The sequence below is a fragment of the Pseudomonas sp. NFACC46-3 genome (assembly GCF_900114515.1).
Lineage (GTDB): Bacteria > Pseudomonadota > Gammaproteobacteria > Pseudomonadales > Pseudomonadaceae > Aquipseudomonas > Aquipseudomonas fluorescens_Q.
Window position 1 is genome coordinate 39,443 of record NZ_FOTH01000011.1, and the last position, 21,892, is coordinate 61,334.

At 61.9% G+C, this 21,892-nt stretch carries 12 protein-coding genes and 1 pseudogene (1 of these 13 only partly in view); 6 read left to right on the forward strand and 7 right to left on the reverse strand.

Annotated elements, in window-relative coordinates; all coding sequences use genetic code 11:
- The 3 genes from BM300_RS13375 to BM300_RS13385 all read left to right on the forward strand — a co-directional run.
- Window positions 1–1,286, forward strand: partial view of a non-ribosomal peptide synthetase gene (locus BM300_RS13375; RefSeq protein ID WP_092463108.1) — the end only. Its footprint begins 12,250 nt before the window's first position; only the last 1,286 of its 13,536 coding nucleotides appear in the window; its start codon lies beyond the left edge, outside the window; its stop codon occupies window positions 1,284–1,286.
- Complete coding sequence (locus BM300_RS13380) at window positions 1,283–4,510, forward strand: non-ribosomal peptide synthetase (RefSeq protein WP_092463110.1); 3,228 nt, start codon at window positions 1,283–1,285, stop codon at window positions 4,508–4,510. Before BM300_RS13375 ends, BM300_RS13380 begins: the two co-directional genes overlap by 4 nt.
- Before the next feature lie 639 nt (window positions 4,511–5,149).
- Window positions 5,150–7,624 carry a TonB-dependent siderophore receptor gene (locus BM300_RS13385; protein WP_092463112.1) on the forward strand — a complete coding sequence of 825 codons (2,475 nt, stop codon included), beginning with the start codon at window positions 5,150–5,152 and terminating at the stop codon, window positions 7,622–7,624.
- Window positions 7,625–7,828: 204 nt separating this feature from the next.
- Here the strand turns inward: BM300_RS13385 and BM300_RS13390 are convergent, their stop codons facing one another.
- From BM300_RS13390 to pvdM, 6 genes and pseudogenes are all read right to left on the reverse strand, one after another.
- A complete protein-coding gene (locus tag BM300_RS13390; protein ID WP_092463113.1) occupies window positions 7,829–11,977 on the reverse strand; it encodes a non-ribosomal peptide synthetase in 4,149 nt (1,382 codons plus the stop codon).
- Window positions 11,978–12,014: 37 nt separating this feature from the next.
- Window positions 12,015–13,673 carry a cyclic peptide export ABC transporter gene (locus tag BM300_RS13395; RefSeq protein ID WP_092349205.1) on the reverse strand — a complete coding sequence of 553 codons (1,659 nt, stop codon included), beginning with the start codon at window positions 13,671–13,673 and terminating at the stop codon, window positions 12,015–12,017.
- Between the two features lie 310 nt (window positions 13,674–13,983).
- A pseudogene (locus tag BM300_RS31400) lies at window positions 13,984–14,121 on the reverse strand (formylglycine-generating enzyme family protein); the annotation flags it as partial.
- A gap of 160 nt (window positions 14,122–14,281) precedes the next feature.
- Window positions 14,282–15,157, reverse strand: coding sequence for a dihydropyoverdine dehydrogenase (locus BM300_RS13400; RefSeq protein WP_092463115.1), 876 nt, complete (start codon window positions 15,155–15,157; stop codon window positions 14,282–14,284).
- Window positions 15,158–15,180: 23 nt separating this feature from the next.
- Complete coding sequence (locus BM300_RS13405) at window positions 15,181–16,461, reverse strand: pyoverdine-tailoring periplasmic protein PvdN (protein WP_092463117.1); 1,281 nt, start codon at window positions 16,459–16,461, stop codon at window positions 15,181–15,183.
- Entirely contained in the window at window positions 16,458–17,828 is a 1,371-nt protein-coding gene (pvdM, locus tag BM300_RS13410) for a pyoverdine-tailoring dipeptidase-like protein PvdM (RefSeq protein WP_092150376.1), read from the reverse strand. The genes BM300_RS13405 and pvdM overlap by 4 nt, the downstream gene beginning before the upstream one ends.
- A gap of 177 nt (window positions 17,829–18,005) precedes the next feature.
- Here pvdM and BM300_RS13415 point away from each other — a divergent pair, with 177 nt between their 5' ends.
- The gene (locus BM300_RS13415) at window positions 18,006–19,628 is read left to right on the forward strand and encodes a pyoverdine maturation tyrosinase PvdP (RefSeq protein ID WP_170862054.1); all 1,623 of its coding nucleotides are present in this window, start codon (window positions 18,006–18,008) and stop codon (window positions 19,626–19,628) included.
- 192 nt (window positions 19,629–19,820) lie between these two features.
- On the opposite strand, the gene BM300_RS13420 is transcribed toward BM300_RS13415, so the two are convergent.
- Window positions 19,821–20,147 (reverse strand): DUF6124 family protein, encoded by a 327-nt coding sequence (locus tag BM300_RS13420; protein ID WP_092152579.1) that lies wholly within the window; start codon window positions 20,145–20,147, stop codon window positions 19,821–19,823.
- Window positions 20,148–20,706: 559 nt separating this feature from the next.
- Between BM300_RS13420 and BM300_RS30255 the strand changes: the two genes are divergently transcribed.
- Both BM300_RS30255 and BM300_RS13425 read left to right on the forward strand, forming a co-directional pair.
- Complete coding sequence (locus BM300_RS30255; RefSeq protein WP_139197736.1) at window positions 20,707–20,967, forward strand: hypothetical protein; 261 nt, start codon at window positions 20,707–20,709, stop codon at window positions 20,965–20,967.
- Between the two features lie 189 nt (window positions 20,968–21,156).
- The gene (locus BM300_RS13425) at window positions 21,157–21,783 is read left to right on the forward strand and encodes an immunity protein Imm33 domain-containing protein (RefSeq protein WP_092349220.1); all 627 of its coding nucleotides are present in this window, start codon (window positions 21,157–21,159) and stop codon (window positions 21,781–21,783) included.
- Window positions 21,784–21,892 lie beyond the last annotated feature (109 nt).

Consider the following 21,892-nt stretch of genomic DNA (forward strand, 5'->3'; position numbering starts at 1 on the left):
AAGAAGGGCAACTGCGCGGTAATTGGCAGTTCGCCACAACCTTGTTCGGACATGAGCGCATTCAGCACCTGATTCAGGCCTGGACAGCCCTGTTGGAACAGATCGTCGCTGATCAGGACATTCAATTGGGAGCTATCCGCATGCCAGTCAACCACTTGGCGGCAGCCGCCAAGCCTGCCACCGTCCCGGGGCCCAAGGCCGATAAACTGGGCAAGTTTCTCAAGCGTTCCGCGACACCGGTCGCCAGGCCCCGGCCAACACGGGTGCGCGAATCCCTGGTGGCGGCACCGCAACGATTCCCGCTGATGCTGGAGCCGGGCGAGCCCCATCTGGATGTCATCGAGTGGATCCAGCAGAACCGGCCGTTCATTGAACAGAAGTTGGCCGAGCATGCGGGCATCCTGTTTCGCGGTTTCGAGCTGGACGGCATCCAGGGCTTTGAAGCGTTCGCCGAAGCGATCCAACCGGGCCTCTATGGTCAGTACGGCGACCTGCCCAAGAAGGAAGGGGGCAAGAACACCTACCGCTCCACGCCGTACCCCGAGCGCAAGATGATCCTGTTCCACAACGAGAGCTCCCATCAGGACCGCTGGCCGCGCAAGCAGATGTTCTATTGCGAGCAAGCCGCGCCCGTGGGCGGCGCGACCCCGGTGGTGGATTGTCGCTTGATGTACGAAAAGCTGCCGGCGGACCTTCGTGAAAAGTTCGAGGACAAAGGCCTGCTCTACGTGCGCACCTTCACCGACAAACTCGACGTGTCGTGGCAGCACTTCTTCAAGACCGAAGACCGCGGCGAAGTGGAGGCCCGCTGCCGGGCGGGTGGCATCCAGTGGCGCTGGCTCGATAACGACGAGTTGCAAACCCGCACGCCGGGCCCGGCGATCATCACCCACCCGATCACCGGCGAGAAGTCGTTCTTCAACCAGGTGCAGTTGCATCACATCTACTGGCTGGAGCCGGATGTACGGGAAGACCTGTTGTCGATGTTCGGTCTCGAACGCATGCCACGGCAGGTGTATTACGGCGACGGCACGCCGATCGAAGACGAGGTGATGGCGCGTATCGGTGAGTTGTACGAAGCCTGTGCGGTGCGCTTCGACTGGCACAAAGGCGACGTGATCCTGCTGGACAACATGTTGGTGGCCCACGCTCGCGACCCGTTCGAGGGCCCGCGCAAGATCGTGGTGGCCATGGGCGATATGTACGACCACAGCAGTCTTGAGCACCGGCCTGCCGCCGGGCAAACCACCCAGGGCGCACTCAACACCGAGGAAAGCGGAGCATGAACGAGGTCACGATGGACGCGCACGATTCGGGTTTCGCCCTGACGCCCGAGCAACAAACCGTGCTTGAGCAACTGTCGACCACGGCGACCTGTGGCGACGCCTTGCGCTGGCTGAACGTAGTCATTGACGGCGACCTCGATCCGCAGCGCTTGCAGGTGGCGTTCGATACGCTACTGGCGCAGCAGCCGATGCTGCTGGCGCAATTGGGCAAAGTCGCCGGGTTCCACGGTTTGCGTCAGGCCGCCGCCGGTGCCGGGCGCTTCCCGCTGACGGTGCAGGCGGGCGAGCAACGGGCCGAGGAGGTCCAGGCGCAGATCAAGGAATCGATGGGCCGCGCGTTTGTGCCTGGCGAATCGGCCAGCGTCCAGGCTGTGCTGTATCGCTTGGGGCCCCAGCAATGGCAACTGCGGCTGGGCATTGCCCGCTTCAGTGCCGATGGGCAATCGCTGAATCTGCTGCTTGAGCAAGTACAGCAGGCGTACGCCGGGGTTCTGGCATCGGAAGACGAGGCACCGGGCGAGTTTGCCCAGTATCTGGAGTGGCGCAGTGAAGTGGTGCTGGATGAGGATGCCGCCAGTGCACGCAGCTACTGGCAGCAACACCTGCAAGGCCAGCAGACGGACATCGCCACGCCATGGTTGGCCGGCCGCAGCGCCAGCCGCGAGACCCGCGCCGCCGACGCCTGCGTGGCCCTGACACTGGAGCCTGCCCAGCGTGAGGCTTTGCAACGTCTGGCCACGCAGCTCGGGCAGCCGCTTGCCACGCTGCTGCAAGGCGCCTGGTGGGTGTTGCTGGGCCGTTTGAGTGGGCGTGAGCAGGCGCTGGTCGGTGTGCGCCATGACAGCCGCAGCGACTACGAATACTTCGCCAGTGCCGTGGGCGTGTTCGAGAAAACCTTGCCGCTGTGCGTTTCGTTGCCCGCCACCCAGTCGTTCAATGAGTGGCTGGTGGCGCTGGCGGCTCGTCTCGAAGAACACCGCACCTGGCAGGAATACTGGACGCCGGAACTGAGCCCTGACGCGGCGCGCCCGGCCTACGGTTTTACGGTGGCTCAGGCGAGTCGTGCCCAGGACAGCAGCGGTCTGCACTGGGCGCCAGTGTCGGTGCCTGTGCGGGCCGATGGGTTCGAGTGCTTGTTGCAGGTGCAATTGAACGGTGCCGAGCAGCTTGCCGGGGTTGATCTGTACTACGCCAGCGCGCTGTATTCGCCAGCCTCGGCCAATGCCGTGCTGGAGCAGTACGGCGTGCTGTTGGCGTCGATCCTTGCGGCCGGGCACACCCCACTGGCGCAGCTCAGCCTGCTGAGTCGCGCCGAAGAACAGCGCTTGCGAGCGATCAACCCGCCGATGCAGGCCTTGGCGGATGGCCGTTATCTGCCCCGGCGCATTGCCGATTGGGCGATTGACAGGCCGGATGCCATCGCCCTGACCGACGCCCATCAGTCATGGAGCTATGGCCAGTTGCAAACCCGGGTCGACAGCCTGGCCCAGGGCTTCAAGCAACAAGGCCTGGGCAAGGGTTCGATTGTCGCGCTGGCGTTGCCGCGCTCGGCGGAGCTGGTGATTGCAATGCTGGCGAGCTGGCGCGTGGGGGCGGCGTATCTGCCCCTTGATGTGCAATGGCCCCAGGCGCGCCAGGCGCTGATGCTGGAGCAGGCTGGCGCGGCTGTGTTGCTGACCGATGCGGCGCATCTGCCGGCCTGGCAGGATCAGCCCTACAAGGCGCTGACCGTGGCGCAGTTGAGTCAGTCGGCGGGGGCATTGCCAGACCTGGTCACTCAGGGCAACGACATGGCCTATGTGTTGTTTACGTCTGGCTCCACCGGTGTGCCCAAGGGCGTGGTGATCGAGCATCGGCAATTGCTCAACTACACCGCCCAGGCCAGCCAGGCCCTGGGACTTGAGCAGTGCAAGGACGTCGGTTTCACGTCCACTGTGGCGGCGGACCTGGGCAACACGACGTTGTTTGGCGCGTTGTTCAATGGCGCGACCCTGCATGTGGCCAGCGATGAGCAGATGCAGGACGGCGCGTTGTTTGCCGGGTACCTGCAGCAGCACCGGATCGACTGCCTGAAAATCGTACCCTCGCACCTTGCGGCACTGCTCGACAGTGATCAGGCGACCCTGCCGCGTACGCTGGTACTGGGTGGCGAGCCGATTCCGCCGCCGTTGATCGAGCGCATCGCCCGGTTGCGCAGCGATTGCCGGGTGTTCAACCACTATGGGCCGACCGAAGCCACGGTGGGGGTGATGATTCATCCGTTGTCGCTGCACGGCGCGGTCGACGATTGTTCGGCGCTGACTCAGGTGCTGGGCAACAACCAGGTTTACGTGCTGGACGCCGATCTGCGCTTGGCGCCGGTGGGCGTGCTGGGTGAGGTGTACCTGGGCGGCGCGCAGTTGTGCCGGGGTTATCTGAATGCCAAGGCGGATGAGCAGACGTTCATCCAGAGCCCGTTCGATCCGGCCCAGCGCTTGTATCGCAGCGGCGACCTGGCGCGTTATCGCGCGGACGGGGCGATCCAGTTGCACGGTCGGCGTGATCAGCAGGTCAAGGTGCGTGGGTTCCGTATTGAGCTGGCGGAGATCGAGGCCGAGCTGCTGCGTGTGCCGCAAGTGGCCGAAGCATTGGTGCTGCCGGCAACGTCGGCCGAGCAGGGACTGTTGGCCTTTGTCGTGGCGCAGCAGGGCAGGTCGGCGGGTCTGCTGGACGCCGTCCGTGCTGAGCTGAGCGCTCGCCTGCCCAGTGTGATGGTGCCGCAGCAGTTGCAACTGATCGAACGGTTCCCGCGGCTGGCGAACGGCAAGATCGATCGCAAGGCGTTGCAACAGTGGGCGGGTGCGGCGATGGCGGACGAAGACGCGGCCCCACGGGATGCACTGGAGCAATTGCTTGCCGCGCGCATGGCGCAATTGCTTGGGCTTGAGCGATTGGGCATCGACCGCGACTTCTTTGCCGCCGGTGGTCATTCGCTGCTGGTGATCAAGTTGGTGGCCGGTATTCGCAAGTTGTTGCAGTGCGACATCCACCCGGGGTTGGTCTTCGATCATCCGACCGTAGCGTCGTTGGCACTGGCCTTGCGGGCAGTGGAAAGCAGTCCGGGACAACTGGAGAAAATCGCCCAGGTGCGCCTGCGCATGGAAGCGATGAGCCCCGAGGAAAAGGCCCTCCTGACCGAACAGGCCCGCCAGCTACAAGCCGCCAGGGCGGCGCCGCTGGGCTGATTCCGGGGCGGATCAAATCTTAAAAACCGAGCAGAACCCTGTGGTGAGGGGATTTATCCCCTCGCCACAAAGGCCGAGTTGCCAATGAATAGGTCTGCCCGACGCTGACGAATCCGAATAACCCACCATCAATCCCGCCATACACCAACCCCCGTGGCGAGGGAGCTTGCTCCCGCTGGACTGCGTAGCAGTCCTGAAACAGGCTGCCGCTATTTGTCTGGCTCACCGCGTGAGGGCTTTTGGGGCTGCTGCGCAGCCCAGCGGGAGCAAGCTCCCTCGCCACAGGTGTGTTCACAGCTTTGGTATTGGCGGTGTTCATTAAAAAAGCCGGCGCCCATCAGCGCCGGCCTTTTTTTAACTTTTTACGCGAATGATAAATAAACTCATTCCGGTTTTTGGCAGGTGCTGCGTCTTACTTAGGTATGTGGGCAAATCGGGTCGGGCAGGACGCCCAGGCACCGGGTTTGTCCAGTAAAGATTTCGCCGTCGTCCAGCCAGATGACCGTGCCCGGGGAGGGGCCGGTCGGCCACGCACTGACATTGCCTTGGGGCAATCGACCGTGCGGGCTCACGTGTGCTGGCGAGCGGCGGGCCCTTCGGCCCCATGGACTTTTACTTCTACCAATAATAGAGAGCACGATGTCATCCATTCATGAGTTGAAACCTCTGTTCAAGGCACTCGTCATGTCCCGCGGCCTGCGTTCGCGGCGGGTGTTGGCCGGTCTGGGGTTGGTCTGCGTACTGCCCCTCAGCGCTCAGGTGATGGCGGAAGACGTCAGCATCAACATTCCTGCGCAACCGCTGCCGCAGGCACTGCAAGCGTTCGGTCAGCAGACCAACCAGCAAGTGATCTACAACGCTGCTGATATGGCCGACCTGAAGAGCACCCGCGTCAGCGGCAAGATGAGCCCGCAGGCGGCCATCGCCGAACTGCTCAAGGGCACTGGTGTGCGCTACAGCCTCGAGGGCAATACTCTGATGCTGATGCGCGGCCCTGCCACCGGAGGCCTCGAACTGGGCGCGACCACCGTCAAGGCAACGGCCCTGGACGCGACGACCGAAGGCAGCCAGGCCTATACCAGTAACGCGGTGACCATCGGCAAGGGTACCCACACCCTCAAGGAAATTCCCCAGTCGATCACCGTGATGACGCGCAAGCAGATGGATGACCAGAACCTGGTCAGCCTCAAGGACGCCGTCAACCAGACCACCGGTATCGTTGGCCTGCAGGGCGTCGGCCAAGGCATGATCCTGTCGTCCCGCGGCTTCCAGATCGACGACTGGCAGTACGACGGTGTGCCGATCCTGCGGAACAACTATTCGCTGGGCAACTGGGCGACCCAGGACCTGATTTTCTTCGACCGCCTGGAAATCATGCGCGGCGCCGCCGGCCTGCTGCAAGGCACTGGCAGCCCCGGCGGTGCCGTCAACCTGGTGCGCAAGCGTGGCCAGCACGCTCCGACCGTGACCCTGACCGGCAAGGCCGGCTCGTGGGATCACTACGGCCTGCAACTGGACGCTGGCGGCCCGCTGAATGACGCCGGCAACATCCGCGGCCGTATCGTCGCCGACGAAGACCAAAGCAATTCCTTCGTCGACCATGCGTGGAGCAAGACCCATTCGCTGTACGGCGCGCTGGACATCGACCTGAGCGAAGACACCACCCTGGGCTTCGCCGTCAGCCAATCCAACGGTGAATCGCGCGGCAACATCCGTGGCTTGCCACGCTACGCCGACGGGTCGATGCCCGACGTGTCGCGTTCGACCTACACCGGCGCGCGCTGGAACCGTTCCGACATCGATGTCACCACCTACTACACCGACCTGGAGCATCGCTTCAACGAGGACTGGGCGCTCAAGGTGGGGGCCGTGTACATGACCGAAGACAACCAGGCGAAAAACCAGCGAGTGCAAAGGCTTGGCGGCCTCAACCCTGATGGCACCGGCGTGCAATATGCCGACTTCGTGACCGATTTCCAGTCCACGAAGTCCGGTCTCGACATGAACCTGACCGGCAAGTTCGAAGCATTGTCGATGGAGCAGGAAGTCATGCTCGGCGGAAACTTCTCGCAGTTGGAGACGGATGATAAGTTCGCCCGTACCTTCAACGGCACCAGCGATTCGATCTTCGACCTGAACAATGACCGACCGGACATCAGCTACGAGAGTCTGATCGCGGCGGGGGGGCGGGGCACCCTCAGTAAATACGATATCCGCCAGAAGGGCGTGTACGGCACCTGGCGCGTCAAGCCGGTTGAAGACCTGACGCTGGTGCTGGGTTCCCGGGTCAGTTGGTATGACTTCAGCTACAAGGCGAAAACTGAAACCTCAGCCGGTATTACCCCCTACTCGGGAACCACCGGCACTGAAACCGGGGTGGTCACGCCCTACGCCGGTATCATCTATGACCTGAGCCGTGAGTGGGCGGTGTATGCCAGTTATACCGACATATTCCAGCCCCAGACCGAGGTCGATACCAGCGGTTCGGTGCTTAAGCCCATCGTCGGCACCAACTACGAAGTCGGCCTCAAGGGTGAGCTGATGGACGGTCGGGTCAATACCTCCCTGGCTATCTTCCGTTACGACCACGAGAACCGTGCCATCGAAGACACCGCCGGAGGGATGCTATGTGAGGGCGGGTATTGCTCGACAGCCTCGGGGAAAGTTCGCAGCCAGGGTTTCGATGCCGAAATCAGTGGTGAAGTGATAGACAACCTGCAGCTGTTCGCGGGCTACACCTACAACACCACCAAGTACCTGGAGGAGCCGGGGAAGGACGGTGTTGTCTTCAGTAGCTGGACGCCAAAACACATGCTGCGGGTGTGGGGCAACTACCAACTGACCGGCGACTGGAGCCGCGTCAGCACTGGCCTGGGCTTTACCACCCAAAGCCACACACTGGTTTACGAAGAAAAGACCCACATACCGGGTTATACCGTGTGGAATGCCCGTGTCGGCTACCAACTGACACCGGAAATCGCTTTGGCGGTCAACGCCAACAACTTGTTCGACAAGACGTACTTAACGTCCGCTTACAACCAGCTTGATGGCAACAACAACTTCGGTGACCCACGCAACCTGATGTTCACCGTGAAGTACACCCCGCAGTTCTGATTCACGCGCGCAGAAAAAACCGACCCGCCTTGTGCGGGTCGGTTTTTTTATGGGGTTTGCCAGGCCGTCCAGCCAGTTTTCAGGGGAATGCAAAACCTGTGGCGAGGGAGCTTGCTCCCGCTGGGCTGCGCAGCAGCCCTTTTTTGTGAGCGCTTCGCACTCAAGCGGGAGCAAGCTCCCTCGCCACAATGATCGCGCTTGACCCTACTTATCGTGTGTCGTGCTGCTCAGAAAAGCCTCGATCAGCGAATCGAGCAACGTCTCATCAAAGATCATGCTGCGATGGCGCAGCGGGGAATACACCGAGCAATGCAGCTCCCCAGTTAGGCTATAACCCTTGATCAAACTCTCGCAGAAGGCCAGTTCTTCCGGCGTTTTTTCCGCCTGGGTCCACCAGCAGCTCGGGCGTACCCGTACCGGTTTGAAGGTGAATGCGTCAAACGCTTCCAGCAACCGATCATGCACCGAGAACGCCTGGGCGTTCATGACTTCATCCTTGACGCTCTGCACGATTGACAACAAGTCGCCTCGCCCCGGCTCGATCTGACTGGCGGCCCATTCGTGGAATGCCTGGACCGTGCTGTCGGGGTTCTGTTGCCGGTAAGCCGCCGTGCGCTCGGTGAGGGTTGGAAACAGCAGATCGAAGTATTCGATGGCCCCAAGCAGATCCTGGGAGGCCGGGTCGGCTTGTTCATCGCCTGGCAAATGCCGATGACGCGATAGGGTTGCCGGGTACAGGTGTTCCGGAATCGTGCTGTCCACCAGGCCAAGGAAACTCACCGTATGGCCCTGGCTTTCCAGCGTCGCCGCGATGTCCAGGGCGATGGTCCCGCCCAAGGACCAGCCCATCAGGTAATACGGGCCCTGGGGCTGGGCGTTGACGATTTCCTGGCTGTAATCGGCGATCATCTCGCGCCAGGCTTCAGGGCTCGCATGGGGTTCGCTGAAGCCACGGTGCATGACGCCAAAGGTGCGCGCCCGGTGTTGGAGTTTGCGCGCCAGTGGCTGATAGCAGAAGACGATGCCCCCACTGGGATGCAGGCAAAATAACTGCGGTGCGCTGGCGGGGGCGTTGTTCAATTCCACAAGGCATGGGGTCTGCTCCCGATGTTTTTGCGAAATGAACAGGGCCAACTCGGCGATGCTCGGGTGGGCCAGCAGCTCTTGCAGCCGCACCGTGATATTCAGGCGGGCCTTGAGGTTGGCGATCAGCTCGATGGCCAGGATCGAATGCCCGCCCAGTTCAAAGAAGCTGTCGTTGACACCCACGCGCTCAACCTTGAGGGACTGTTGCCAGAGCTGCGCCAGGGCCTCTTCCAACTGAGTGCGGGGCGCTACGTAGTTCGAATGCCGGAGGCTGGCGTCAGGCTCCGGCAAGGCCTTGCGGTCGAGTTTGCCGTTGGCGTTGAGAGGGAACCGGTCGATGAACAGCAGGTGGCTGGGCACCATGTAGTCCGGCAGCTGCGCTTTGAGCGCGCTCAACAAACCTTCGCGTAACTCGGCGCTGGGCGGTTGCGTGGCAATCACGTAGGCGACCAGTTGCAGGCCGGTCGGGCCGTCATGGGTCAGCACCACACAATCCTGGACCGCCGGCAGCGTTTGCAAACGTGCCTGGATTTCGCCCAATTCAATGCGGAATCCGCGGATCTTGACCTGATGATCCAGGCGCCCGATGTACTCGATGCTGCCGTCGGTGCGGTAGCGCGCCAGGTCGCCGGTGCGATACAGGCGGCCACCCGGCAGCGGATCGAACGGATCGGGGATAAACCGGCTGGCGGTCAGGTCGGCGCGCTGGTGGTAGCCACGAGCCAGGCCGGCCCGGCCGACATACAGCTCACCGATGCACCCCTTGGGAACCGGGTTCAGGTGCGCGTCGAGCAAGTACCAGGACAGGTCGACGATGGGCTGGCCGATCGGGCTCGTGGTCTCGCTGTGCAAGTCGTCGATCGACAGCGGTCGCCAGGTGACATGGACCGTGGTTTCCGTGATGCCATACATATTGATCAATTGCGGCGATTGGTCGCCGAAACGTTCGAACCAGGGGCGCAGGCTCTGCACGTCAATCGCTTCGCCGCCAAAAATCACCTGCCGCAACCGATGACCAAGCGGCTGGTGAGCGTCGCAGGCGACCTGCAACAACGACTTGAACGCCGAAGGTGTCTGGTTGAGCACCGTAACGCTTTCCTGGCAAAGCAGGGCGTAGAACTCCTGCGGCGAACGGCTCACGGCGTGGGGCACGATGACCAGTCGGCCGCCGTGCAGCAACGCGCCGAAAATCTCCCACACGGAAAAGTCGAAGGCATAGGAATGAAACAGGCACCAGACGTCCTGGTGATCGAAGCTGAACCAGTGCTCCGTGGCCTGGAACAGTCGGCTGACGTTGTGATGCGCGAGCAGTGCGCCCTTGGGCTTGCCGGTCGAGCCTGAGGTGTAGATCACGTACGCCAGGTTATCCGGGTGTATCGGCACATCCGGATTGTGTTCGGGATAGGCGCTATCGGCGTCGCCCGAATCCAGCAACAGGCAGTTTATGGTGGCGGGCAACGCCAGCGATTCACGCAGATGGGCCTGGGTCAGGATCTGGGTGACGCCGCTGTCCTCGATCATGTACGCCAGGCGGTCAGCCGGGTAGGCCGGGTCCAGTGGCACGTAGGCACCGCCGGCCTTGAGGATTGCCAGCAGGCCGATGATCATCTGCGGTGTGCGCTCGACGGCGATGCCGACCAGTACGTCGGGCCGGACGCCTTGCTCGATCAGCCGATGGGCCAATGAGTTGGCTTGTCGGTTGAGCTCGGCATAACTCATGTGCTGCCCTTCAAAGGTCAGGGCGATGGCGTCACCCGTGGCGGCGGCATGGCTTTCGATCACCTGGTGCAGGCAACGCCCGCGGGGCAGTTGGGTCGGCTGGCGGTTCCAGTCGTGCAGGGTTAGCTGGCGTTCATCAGCACTGAGCAATGGCAGCTCGCCGAGGGCGCGTTCAGGTGTTTCGATCAGGCCCCGCAACAGGTTCTGCCAGTGCTCGGCCATGCGCTCGATGGTGTCAGTGCGATAGAGATCACGGCTGTATTCGAAGGTCGCCACTATCTGCTGTTGTGAATAGTCGACATCCAGCGACAGGTCGAACTTGGCCTGGCTGTCGCCTGTGTCGAGAAATTCCAGGGCCAGTTCGCCTTTGGGGGAGATCGGCAGGGCCGGTGAGCCGGTGCGCCAGTTGAACAAGACCTGGAACAAGCCCTGTGCGCCGGGGTGTTGCAGTTGATCGAGGATCAGCTCCAGCGGGTAGTCGGCATGTTCAAGGGCGGCGAGGGACTGCCCGCGCAGATCCCGCAGAAAATCCAGCCCGCTGCGGCTCGAGTCGATTCGCGTGCGATACACCTGGCTGCTGACGAAAAAACCTACCAGGTCTTGGCTTTCATGGCTGTTGCGGTTGGCGTTGGGGACGCCGACGGTGAAATCGTCCTGGTTGCTGTACCGGCCCAGCAACATTTGCCAGGCCCCCAGCGCCACCACGAAAGGCGTCAGCCCCTGGCGTTGGCAGAACGTGTCCAGGGCCCGGGCCATTGCGGGGGCAAGTGACAGATGTACGCGTCCGGCCATATGTTGCTGGCCCGTGGCGCGGGGGAAATCCTGGGGCAGCTCCAACGTGGGCAGGTCCTGCCCCAAGTAGCGACTCCAGTATTCGCCACTGCGTTGGCAGGCCGTGCTTTGTAAATACTCGCCTCGCTGGCGGGTGGCGTAGTCGGCGTATTGCATGGGCAACTGTGGCAGCGGCGATGGATCGCCGAGCAAGGCCCGGGCATAGGCCTGGGTCATGTCCTGCATGAGGATCGTGTTGGACCAGGCATCGGAGACGATGTGATGCATGTTGAGCAACAGCACATGTTCGTCGCTGTCCAGCCTCAGGAGCGTGGCCCGCATCAGCGGCGCGCGGCTGAGATCGAACGGTTGCCGGGCGTGCAGCTCGATGCGCTGTGAGAGCGCCGTGGCACGCGCCTGGGGGGCGAGGTCGCCGAGGTCTTCCCGGTGCAGGACGAGGCAGGCGTCACGCTCGACCACCTGGACCGGCGCGCCGTCGATGTCATTGAACGCGGTACGCAGGATGTCGTGTCGGTCGATGACGCGATTCAGGGCCTGCTCCAGGGCGTCGGCATCGAGCTCACCGCTCAGGCGCAGGGCCCGTGGCAGGTTGTAGGCCGAACGGGCCGGGTCACGCTGGTGCTCCAACCACAAGCGTTGCTGGGCGAAAGACAGGGGGGCGCGGTCCAGTCGGCGGCGGCTGGAGCTGGCGTGCGTGTCGCCCGCCAGGTCATCGAGCAGCAGCGTCAGCAGATCATCATCTAGCAGTTCGTTCATGGTGTTCTCGCGGTAAACAGCATTGCGTCGGGCGGGTTCAGGCAAACGCCGCCGGAGCTTTTTCACTGACCACCTGACCGGCCTGCATCCGGACCAGTTGATCGGCGATGTCGAAATAGCGGTCGTCGTGGGAAATGACGATGATGGTTTTGCCCAGCGCCTTCAGTTCCGGCAGCAGTTCGGTATAGAACACCCGCCGGAACAGCGGATCCTGGTCGGCGGCCCATTCGTCGAACACCAGCACGGGACGCTCCTCGAGCCAGGCATTGAGCAACGCCAGGCGTTTGCGCTGGCCGGTGGACAGATCGGTGGTGCTGAAGGCACCGTCGCGGATACTGACCTTGTGGGCGATTTCCAGGCGCTCCAGGTAGCGGTTGGCGTCCTTGGGCACCTGTTGATCGCCCTGGACCAGCTCATCGAACAGGTAGTAATCGGCAAAAATCGTGGTGAACAACTGGCGATAATCGTCCCGTTGAGCGGCGCCTACCGGCGCGCCGTCGAGAAGAATTTCACCACCCTGGGGGAAATAGAGGCCCAGCAGCAGCTTGATCAGCGTGGTCTTGCCTCCACCGTTTTCGCCGACGATGAACACGATGTCACCTTGGGCGATGGACAGGTTGACCGGTCCCAGGGCGAAGGGTTGGCTGCCTTCGACCACCGGGAAGGCGTAGTGCACATCACGCAGTTCCAGCTGTTGGATCGTGGGCTTGCGCAGGTGCTTGTCGTTGAGCAGCAGGTGCGGCTCCGGTGAGGAGAATTGCTCGGCCAGTTCGGCAATGCGCTTGAAGGCGATGTTCGCCCGGCTGATCACCGGCAAGGTCATCACCAGGTATTCCAGCGGGCCCTTCATGTACAACAGCACCAGCACGAAGCCGCTGAGCACGGTTTTATCGATGCCCAGCCACAGTGATTGCAGGGCCAGGACCAGGCCAATGACCACAAAAAACAGCATCGAGCCGAAGGTCTTGGCCACCACGAACGTGTTGACCGAGCGGATGTTGGTCGCGCAGATGTAGTCGGCGGTCGCTTCGATGCGCTGGCTGAACATGCGCTGGCGGCGCGGGCGATGAATGCGCAGTTCCTTGGCCCCGGCGGCGATGGCGCCGTAGTGTTTCTGCAGCGCATCCTCGGCCTCACGGGCCGCTTCGAAACCGCGGATGCCACGGGCACGCGCCAGGTATTGCACGACCGTGCCGATCACCAGCGCCACCAGCAGCAGCAAAAACATCGGCAGTGACAAGTAGGCCAGGTAACCCAGGCAACCGAGGGTGACCGTGAAGGCGATGGCCAGCGGCGCGAAGGAAAACGCGAAGTCGCTGACGGTGTTGACGTCGTGGGTCAAGACTGGAATGAGCCGATGGCTGCGATAGCGTTCGATCTGTTCGATGGGCGCCAGCAGGACTTTCTTGCCCAGGGACTTACGCAGCTCGGCGATGATGTTCTGGCCGACATGGTTGGTGCCGATGTCCGACAGAATCGAGGCCAGCAGCGCCGCCGCGCAAAGCCCGGCGAACGTCGCCAGCAGCCGGGGCGTGGGCGTTGTGGCGGCGTTCAGGGCGTCGTTGATGGTCGCCAGCAGGGCGGTGATGCTCAGGCCGCCCAGCATGCCCAAGAGAATGGAACCTACGACAATCAGCCGGAAGGGTTTGAGCAGGGTGAACATTTCATTGATCACCCCGCGGGTTGGTTGGCTCATGGAGGTTTCCCTGCTTGATGAAAGGGCGAAGGCCAGCGCGGGCATTCACCGCATGGGCTGGAGGACGGCGGCACGCCGGTTGGGGCGCGCCCACCTGTAGAACGATTGGTAGGGGAGGGGATTTAACGAGGAATCGCCTGACACACATTATTGTGGCGAGGGAGCTTGCTCCCGCTGGGCTGCGCAGCAGCCCCAAAAGCCCTCACGCGGTGAGCCAGACAAATAGCGGCAGCCGGTTTCAGGACTGCTGCGCAGCCCAGCGGGAGCAAGCTCCCTCGCCACAAAAGCGGATCTTCAGGCGGGCAGTTGATTACAAATCCCGCGCCACCCGAAAACCAATCCAGTCCCCCCGATCGCTGGGCACCAATGCGTTGCGGTTGCCGGAGCGGGAGAACACCGGGGCTTCGCCCCAGTCATTGCCACGGATACGCTTGAACTCGCACTTTTGTGGCAGGGGATTTAACGAGGAATCGTCTGACACACATTATTGTGGCGAGGGAGCTTGCTCCCGCTCGGTTGCGCAGCGACCGCAAAATCTGGGGCCGCTACGCAGCCCAGCGGGAGCAAGCTCCCTCGCCACAAAAGCGGGTCTTCAGGCGGGCAGTTGATTACATATCCCGCGCCACCCGAAAACCAATCCAGTCCCCCCGATCGCTGGGCACCAATGCGTTGCGGTTGCCGGAGCGGGAGAACACCGGCGCTTCGCCCCAGTCGTTGCCACGGATGCGCTTGAACTCGCACTTGCCGGTCAGCCAGGCGCTGCCATCGCTCGGTGCGCCGACGTAGCTGTCGTTATAGCAATCGGCCGTCCACTCGTAGACGTTGCCGTGCATGTCGTACACGCCGAAGGCATTGGGCGCGTAGCTGCCGGCCGGTGCGGTGAAGTTGTAGCCATCGGCCGCACCGTAGGTGTTGGCGTGTTGGGCGATGCTGTATTCCTTGCCTGCATCGAACGGAAAGGGGAACGGGCCGGTGCTGCCGCCGCGTGCCGCGTACTCGCGCAGGGATTCGCTGACCAGCCGGTACTGTTTGCCGGTTTTTTTCGATAGCCAGGCCACGTAAGCATTGGCCTCGGCGAAGTCCATGCACACCGCCGGGTGTCGGTCGGTGTATTGCTTGCGTGGGTCGCTGCCCTGGTAATCCGGAATGCCCGCCTTACAGGCGCGACCGGGGCGCTTATCGCCGTCGGGCATCGAATAGCCGGTGTCGCGCAGGTAGGCGAACCATTCGCCCTTGAGCACCTGGAAGCGGCTGATCGCCAGCGGTTTGGCGAAGGTCACCGGGTGCATCGGACCTTCGTCGGGCTCGCGACCCACTTCGTCTTCCGGGGTGCCCATCTGAAAGGTGCCGGTGGGCAGCACGACCATTTCCGGGCAGTCCTTGCAGTCGCGAAAGACCTGACCCGGTTGCGAGGCCTGGGCGCCGGAGGGCAGCAGGGCGGCGAGGGTCAATGCCGGGAGTAGCTTCAACGAAAAACTGTTCATCCGTCTCTCTCGATAAGTCAGGTTCAGAGTGTCTTGTCCAACAAGCCCATGAAGCGATCGATCTCGGCTTCGCTGTTGAGCAACCCCGGCGCGGTGCGGATTACCGGTCCTGCGTCGCGATGCACGGCGTCGGCAATCACTCGGTTCTTCATCAGGTAGGCGGCCACCTCGTCGCTCTCGCGGCCTTTGACCCGGAAGAAGGTGAAACCGGCGGACAGGTCCGGGCTCAGCGGCGTGACCAGCTCGATTTGCGGCAGTGCCACCAGCTGTTTTTTCAAGTAGCTGTTGAGGGTATGAATGCGCGCCTGCACCTCGGCCTTGCCCAGTTGCAAGTGCAGCTTGAACGCTTCGTCCGCCGCCCAGCGATGCTCGAAGGCGTGGTAGCCGCCCGGCGTCATGGTGGTGGAAAACGCCGTGGCTTCGGAGAAGGTCGGGATGATCGGCGTGACGTACTTGAGCTCTTCGCTGCGGCTGCACACCAGGCCCGTGCCGCGCGGGCCGAACATCCACTTGTGGGTCCCGGCGATGAAAAAGTCGCAATTCATCTTGGGGAAACTGAGGTCTTCGACGCCGAAACCGTGCACGCCATCCACCACATAAATGATCCGCTGCTCGTCGCTGCGGCCCTGGTTGTGCTTGTCCACCAGGGCGCCGATCTTGTCGATCGGCAGCTTCACGCCGCTGCCCGAATGCACCCACGTCATGCCCAGCACCCGGGTCTCGGGGCGGATGTTGCGGTCGATGGCTGCGAGGATTTGTTCGTGGCTGGCGTCGTGGGCGTTGTCGAACAGCTTGATCTTGCGCACCCGGGTGCCGCTGCGTTGGGTGCGCAGGTCGAGAATGGTGTGGGTGGCGTAGTGTTCGTGGGCCGTGGTGAGGATTTCCTGGTCGGCCGCCACGTGGACGCCGCCATAGATGATCGACAGGCCTTCGGTGGTGCTGCCGGTGAGGGCGATCTGCTTCGGGCTGGCTTGCAGGTAACGGCCGGCCCAGATGCGCACGTTTTCCTCACGCTCTTCGGTGACGCCCAGGTCCCAGTCCATCAACAGCCCCGGGTTTTTATCCAGGGCCGCGCGGTGCTTTTCGATGGCCTCGCGCACCGGGCGCGGGTGAGTGGTGACCAGGAAATTGGAGAAGTGCAGGTAGTCCGGGTCCTGGTCGAACAGCGAGCGCAGTTGTGCCCATTTATTCTTGGGCAGCGGCGGCAGAGGATCGGCACTGGCCGTGGCGGACAGGCTGGTGGCCAGGGGCAGGCCGGCGGCGAGGATCCCGGCCTGCTTCAGGAAGGTGCGACGTTCATTCATGGCTGGACGGTCTTCTGGGTCGAGGCGATGGCGGGGCGTGCGGCTTTCTGGACCTGATCCCAGACCCGCAGGAAATTGCCGCCCCACAGTTTGGCGATGTCGGCTTCGGAGTAGCCACGGGTCAGCAGTTCTGCGGTGACGTTGCGAATGTCGCCGACGTTTTCCCAGCCTTTGACGCCGCCGCCTTCATTGAAGTCGGAGCTGATGCCGACGTGGTCGATGCCGATCTTGCGCACGGTGTAGTCGATGGCGTCCCCCAGGTCCTTGAGGCTGGCCTTGGGTTCTTCTTCCAGAATGGCGTAGAGCTGGCTGGCGTACTGGCCGAACTTCTGCTCGGGCCAGGCGGCGATGATGGGGTCGCCGGGCATCAGTGCCATCGCCAGGTTGGGCAGCGGTTGCAGACCAAAACGCTCGCGCAAGGCGTTGAGTTTGTCCTGGGTTTTTTGTGTCAGGGGGCGCAGGTATTGGGAGAAGCCGACGATCTGCACCACGCCGCCGCTGGCCTTGATCAGCTGCATTTCCTTGTCGCTGAGGTTGCGCGGGATGTCCACCATCGCCCGTGGCGCCGAATGGGAAGCCACCAGCGGCGTGCGGCTCAGTTGCGCGACTTGCTCCAGGGCCAGGGTCGACATCTGCGACACGTCGATGATCACGCCCAGGTCGTTCAGGCGCGACACCGCTTGCTTGCCGATGTCCGACAGGCCGCCGAGGGCGTCGGGGGAATCGTTGAAGAACGGCAGCGGGCGCGAGGAGTCGGCCCAGTCGTTATTGCCGATGTAGCTGAAGCCGAACATGCGCATGCCCCGCGCCGTCCACAGGTCCAGCAGGCTCAGGTCATGGCCGAGGGGGTAGGCGTTGAGCATGCTGATGAAGATCGCGAACTTGCCTTCGCCGTGTAGGCGGCGGAAATCATCCGGGGTGTAGGCAATGGCGACCTGGTTGGGAAAGTCCCGGACCAGGCCGGTGATGATCTTGTAGCGCACTTCCTGTTGGTTGCGCGCTTCCTCGACGAAACCGGCAGTAGGCTTGTGCGGCGCATTGTCGCCGTTCCACAGCTCGGGCCAGCCGAACACCGTCAGGGCCGCGCCGGACAGCTGCCCGCGGTTGGCTTTGACCAGGTCGAACTGACCGTTGCCGTCCTTGTCGGCTTCGTTACCAGCAGTGCCGAAATCCAGCGGCACGGTGATGTGGCTGTCGAAGGACAGCAGGCGTTCGTGCAGTTCCCGGGCTTCTTTCATCACCTTGACCGGGTAGCCGGGATTGTCCCGCCACCAGTGGTCCCAGGCTGCCAGACCGCCACCGACGGCCAGCGCCAGGGCCAATGGCAGGCCGATGAAAAGAGCCTTTTTCGAACGTCGTGTTGTCATTGCCGATCTCAGTCAGGTTCGCCTTGGAAGGACAGGCGCGGGGGCCTTTGCTATCTGGGGAGAACGAGTGATCGGTGGGGAAATTTAGGTGGCTTCGAGGGCCTCTATAAATTTGTTGGCCCACCCATCGTTCTAGCTTGGATAAATCCCGTTCCAGGGCTGGACACAGGTAAGGCAATGACGATTTCTCGACGATGGTTCATGGCAGGCCTGGCGCTGACCGGTGCCGCCGTGCCTGCGGTGTATTACGGGCATCGCGAACTGACCCGACCGGACCCGACCATCACCCCCGGCGAGGCCTCGTTCGACGTGGCGGACGTGGCGGGCCAGCGTCGGGCCGATACGTTGCGGGGCATCTGGACAATCCGCTTCACTGGCCGCGATGCTGGCCTCGATGGCTTGCCCCAGGACGGTCTCCAGGTGTTCCTCGATATCGGCCACAAGGGCCGTGGCCTGGTGGGTTACCTCGACACCGCCGAGCGGCTACGCGCCGGGGACGAACCGCGTTATCGGGTGTTGGGCGATTTGGCCGGCACCGACCCCAAGCAACTGAGCTGGCGACTGATCGGCGCCCAGGCCCCGGGCGGCGCGCCGGACTATGAATTCACCATGACCCTGGACGAGGTCTGGGCCGGCTTCGGCAATGCCGGCTCCGCGACGCTCAGCGGTCGTGTGTTGCGGTTGGATCGTCCGCTGGGCCTGCTGGAACTCGACAATCAATTCATCGCCCACAAGCAACCATTCCCCGAAGCCCGCGAACGTACACCGCTGAGCCCGGCGTTGTTGGCCTGGCTGGTGTCGCCAGAACATCGGCTGTTCCACCAGCTCTGGCACGCTTCGCGGGACAAATGGCACACCCTGGACGAAGACAAGCGTAACGCCCTGCGCGGCATCGGTTGGCAGCCCGGCCCACGAGATCAGGAGCGCGACGCCCGCGGCCCGCGCAAGGATCGCAACGGCTCGGGCATCGACTTCTTCTTCATGCACCGGCACATGTTGGGCACGGCGCGTTCTTTCCAGGCGCTGCCGTCGTGGCCACGCTTCCCCTTGCCGCAACCGGAGCTGGAGCGTGATCGCCTTGGCTTCGCCCGCTATTTCGATAACCTCGACGGCACTGCGTTGCCGCCGACCTGGCTGGCCGACGGCGATGATCAGTACGCACAGTGGGTGAGCGACATCAAGACCGCCGAGACCTACCACAGCAATTTCCAGGTGTGGGAATCGCGCTACCGCGACCCGCGTTATCTGTCGAAACTGACCCTGGGCCAGTTTGGCTCGGAAGTGGAACTGGGCCTGCACGACTGGCTGCACATGCGCTGGGCCTCGGTGCCGCGTGACCCGTCCAACGGCCACCCGGTTCCGTTCGCTCGTGACCCGGACGACTTCGCCCAGCGCTGGTACGCGCCGGAAAACGACTTCCTGGGCGATCCGTTCTCTTCCCATGTCAATCCGGTGTTCTGGGCCTTCCACGGCTGGATCGACGACCGCCTCGAAGACTGGTTCCGTGCCCACGAACGTTTCCACCCGGGGGAAGTGAGCCGGCTCGAAGTCAGCGGCGTACCTTGGTTCGCCCCCGGCCGCTGGGTCGAAATCGCCGACCCCTGGCTGGGCCCGGACACCCACGGTTGCAACACCACGCCTGGGCTGCAGGCCGGACGCTCGGTGGAGATGGACCCGGAAACCATGAAACTGGCCCTGCGCATCACCTTCGGCAGCGATGACAAAAAGCTCACCGAACTGTTCCGCCGCGTGCCGCAACGGCCGTGGTATGCGCGCAATCTCAAGAGCAAGCCGGTGTAAACCCCGCCCGCCCAAAAAACTGAAGCGAACGCTGTTGTGGCGAGGGAGCTTGCTCCCGCTGGGCTGCGAAGCAGCCCCCAAACCAGCCCCCTCAAAAATATCTGACCCACCGAGGTGCCGGTCATTGGGGCTGCTGCGCAGCCCAGCGGGAGCAAGCTCCCTCGCCACAGGTGTCACTTGGCTTGAGTGCGTTTAGCGCGGCGCGGCGATGTCCAGTGCGCGGTTCGCCAGCAGTTCTGCCAACTCGATCATTTGCTGGATGCCCAGCGCAAAATGGCGCCGCGAGCCGTCCAGTTCAAAAGCCTGCTCGCTTGCCATGACGTTGACCGAAGCCAGGGTTTCGCTGAGGTTGGCCAATAGACATTCCATGTCCGCGCCTTCCGCAACAGTGAACAACTGGCCCGGTGGCGGATTGGGTTTTTCAGGCTTGGGATCGAGGTAAAAGGCGAGGGCGCGGTCGGCGGCTTCGTTGAGTTTTTTCGAATCGTCTGCGGGGGGATTGGGGGTGATCTTGAACATGGTGTAACTCCTAGTATTAGTTTCAGGAGCCGACACTATCGCTACCAAACGATGGGGTGGCGGCCGTACGCGGGTTGGTAGACCGGAGCACTAGGAACCCGGCGCGCCCGAAGACGCCCTGCGCACGGCCACCATGAAACAGACGCCGAGAAAGCATCTGTAGGAGGTGGCGCTTGCGCCTAGTTAACTCGCGGGCTACCAAACCCGATCGCTGAAATCAGCGACCCGGAAACAGTAAAAGCCACGAGCCAGGCGCACAAGCCGGCGGATTCTGGCGCAGTTGTAGGCAATGGCGCAAGGCAGCGTAGCCTCGCTCGGGAGTCCTACATGGCCGGATAAACAGAGCCAGAGCCGAGCACCATTACTGATCTAATAGGATTGTTGAAGGAGGGCGTCACTATGTTGATAACGGTACGGGACGCAATATTAACGTCAAGAGGAATAAAGTGGTAATTGCTGATAGTAGAGGGAATACTGTATCGCAGCTTAAACAACCGTGCAGATACTAATCGATCGGTTGCTAGCGGTAAGTGGGGCCCAACAGATTAATGGAGGAGAAATGTTAAGATCTCATGAAGTATGGAAAGCCATGGATTCACATACTCTTGCTATTTATTTTTGCTTTGAAGATTTAAATAGTGGCGAGTATTGCGTTCAAAACGTTGAATTCTTCCGTCTGCCTTTGGCGCATGAGTATCAGTTAAATGCCCTGAGAAATACGATAGGGCTTTTTATGGAGGAGAGTCCTTTATCTCGCTGCCAATGGCGGCCCTCTCTAGAAGAGGCGATAAAGCTACATGATAAAACTTTTGAGAATTGAATGAAAAATTAACACGCCTGTCATACTTGCGCAAAACTGATCCAGGCACTAAAAGCGGCAACTACATACCTGATTATCAACCGGCTATGGGCTGAACCCGGCTGGGGGTGAGCAGCGACTTTACCCGCACTGTCTGGGCTGCAGTTGTATCCAGGGGGGGGCAAGTGCATGGTGCTACGAGTGTAATCAATGAAAATCAGCAGTATCGAAGCAGGCTCGGGTCTGACATTGAAAACCGAGGGACTTGCGGAGCGGTTTGACTATGAGGTCAGCGTCATGGTCGATGACGCTGGTCTGAAAGAAGGTGCCATCGACTTCATCGACCTCGTCGTTCGCTATGTTGAGGCGGGTTATAGGGTCGCTCCAGATGAAACCTTGGAGTATGGATGTTGGGTCACGAAGATGCATCTGAACGACAAACGAGAGTTGTTGTTTTTTGAGCAGTCGCCGGTGACTGGAGTATATGTACCAGGAATCAGCACCACTCTGAGACTCTGGGCCGAACAGCATGCGGTGTGTGAGAAGGTAGGCGCGGACTACGCCGCACCGACCTTTGACCAGATGATTGTGATCTCAGATGGCATCCTGGAAGGCGATCCTACTGAGGGAGTACGCTATCCCTCCCCTGAACATATGTCAGGTTGGTGGCTTACCACGGACAGATTTGATGGGGATGTAAAAAGTCTGAAGACGGTTCATACCCAGCATGTGTCGGTAAATCGACCAGACTTGGTGAGGTTTTTAGCGCTACCGTTCGGCTACCGATTCCACGCTCCTACGAATGACGTCTGGCTGGATGAAAAAATAAACAACTGATACTGCCTAAATGAGGAGCCCGCCCAGCCGGGCGGGCTCCTGACTTTAACGCGCTGCTTGCTCTGGCGAGCGCGCTGACAGTGGACGCAATGCTCAACGGTGGCGGTGA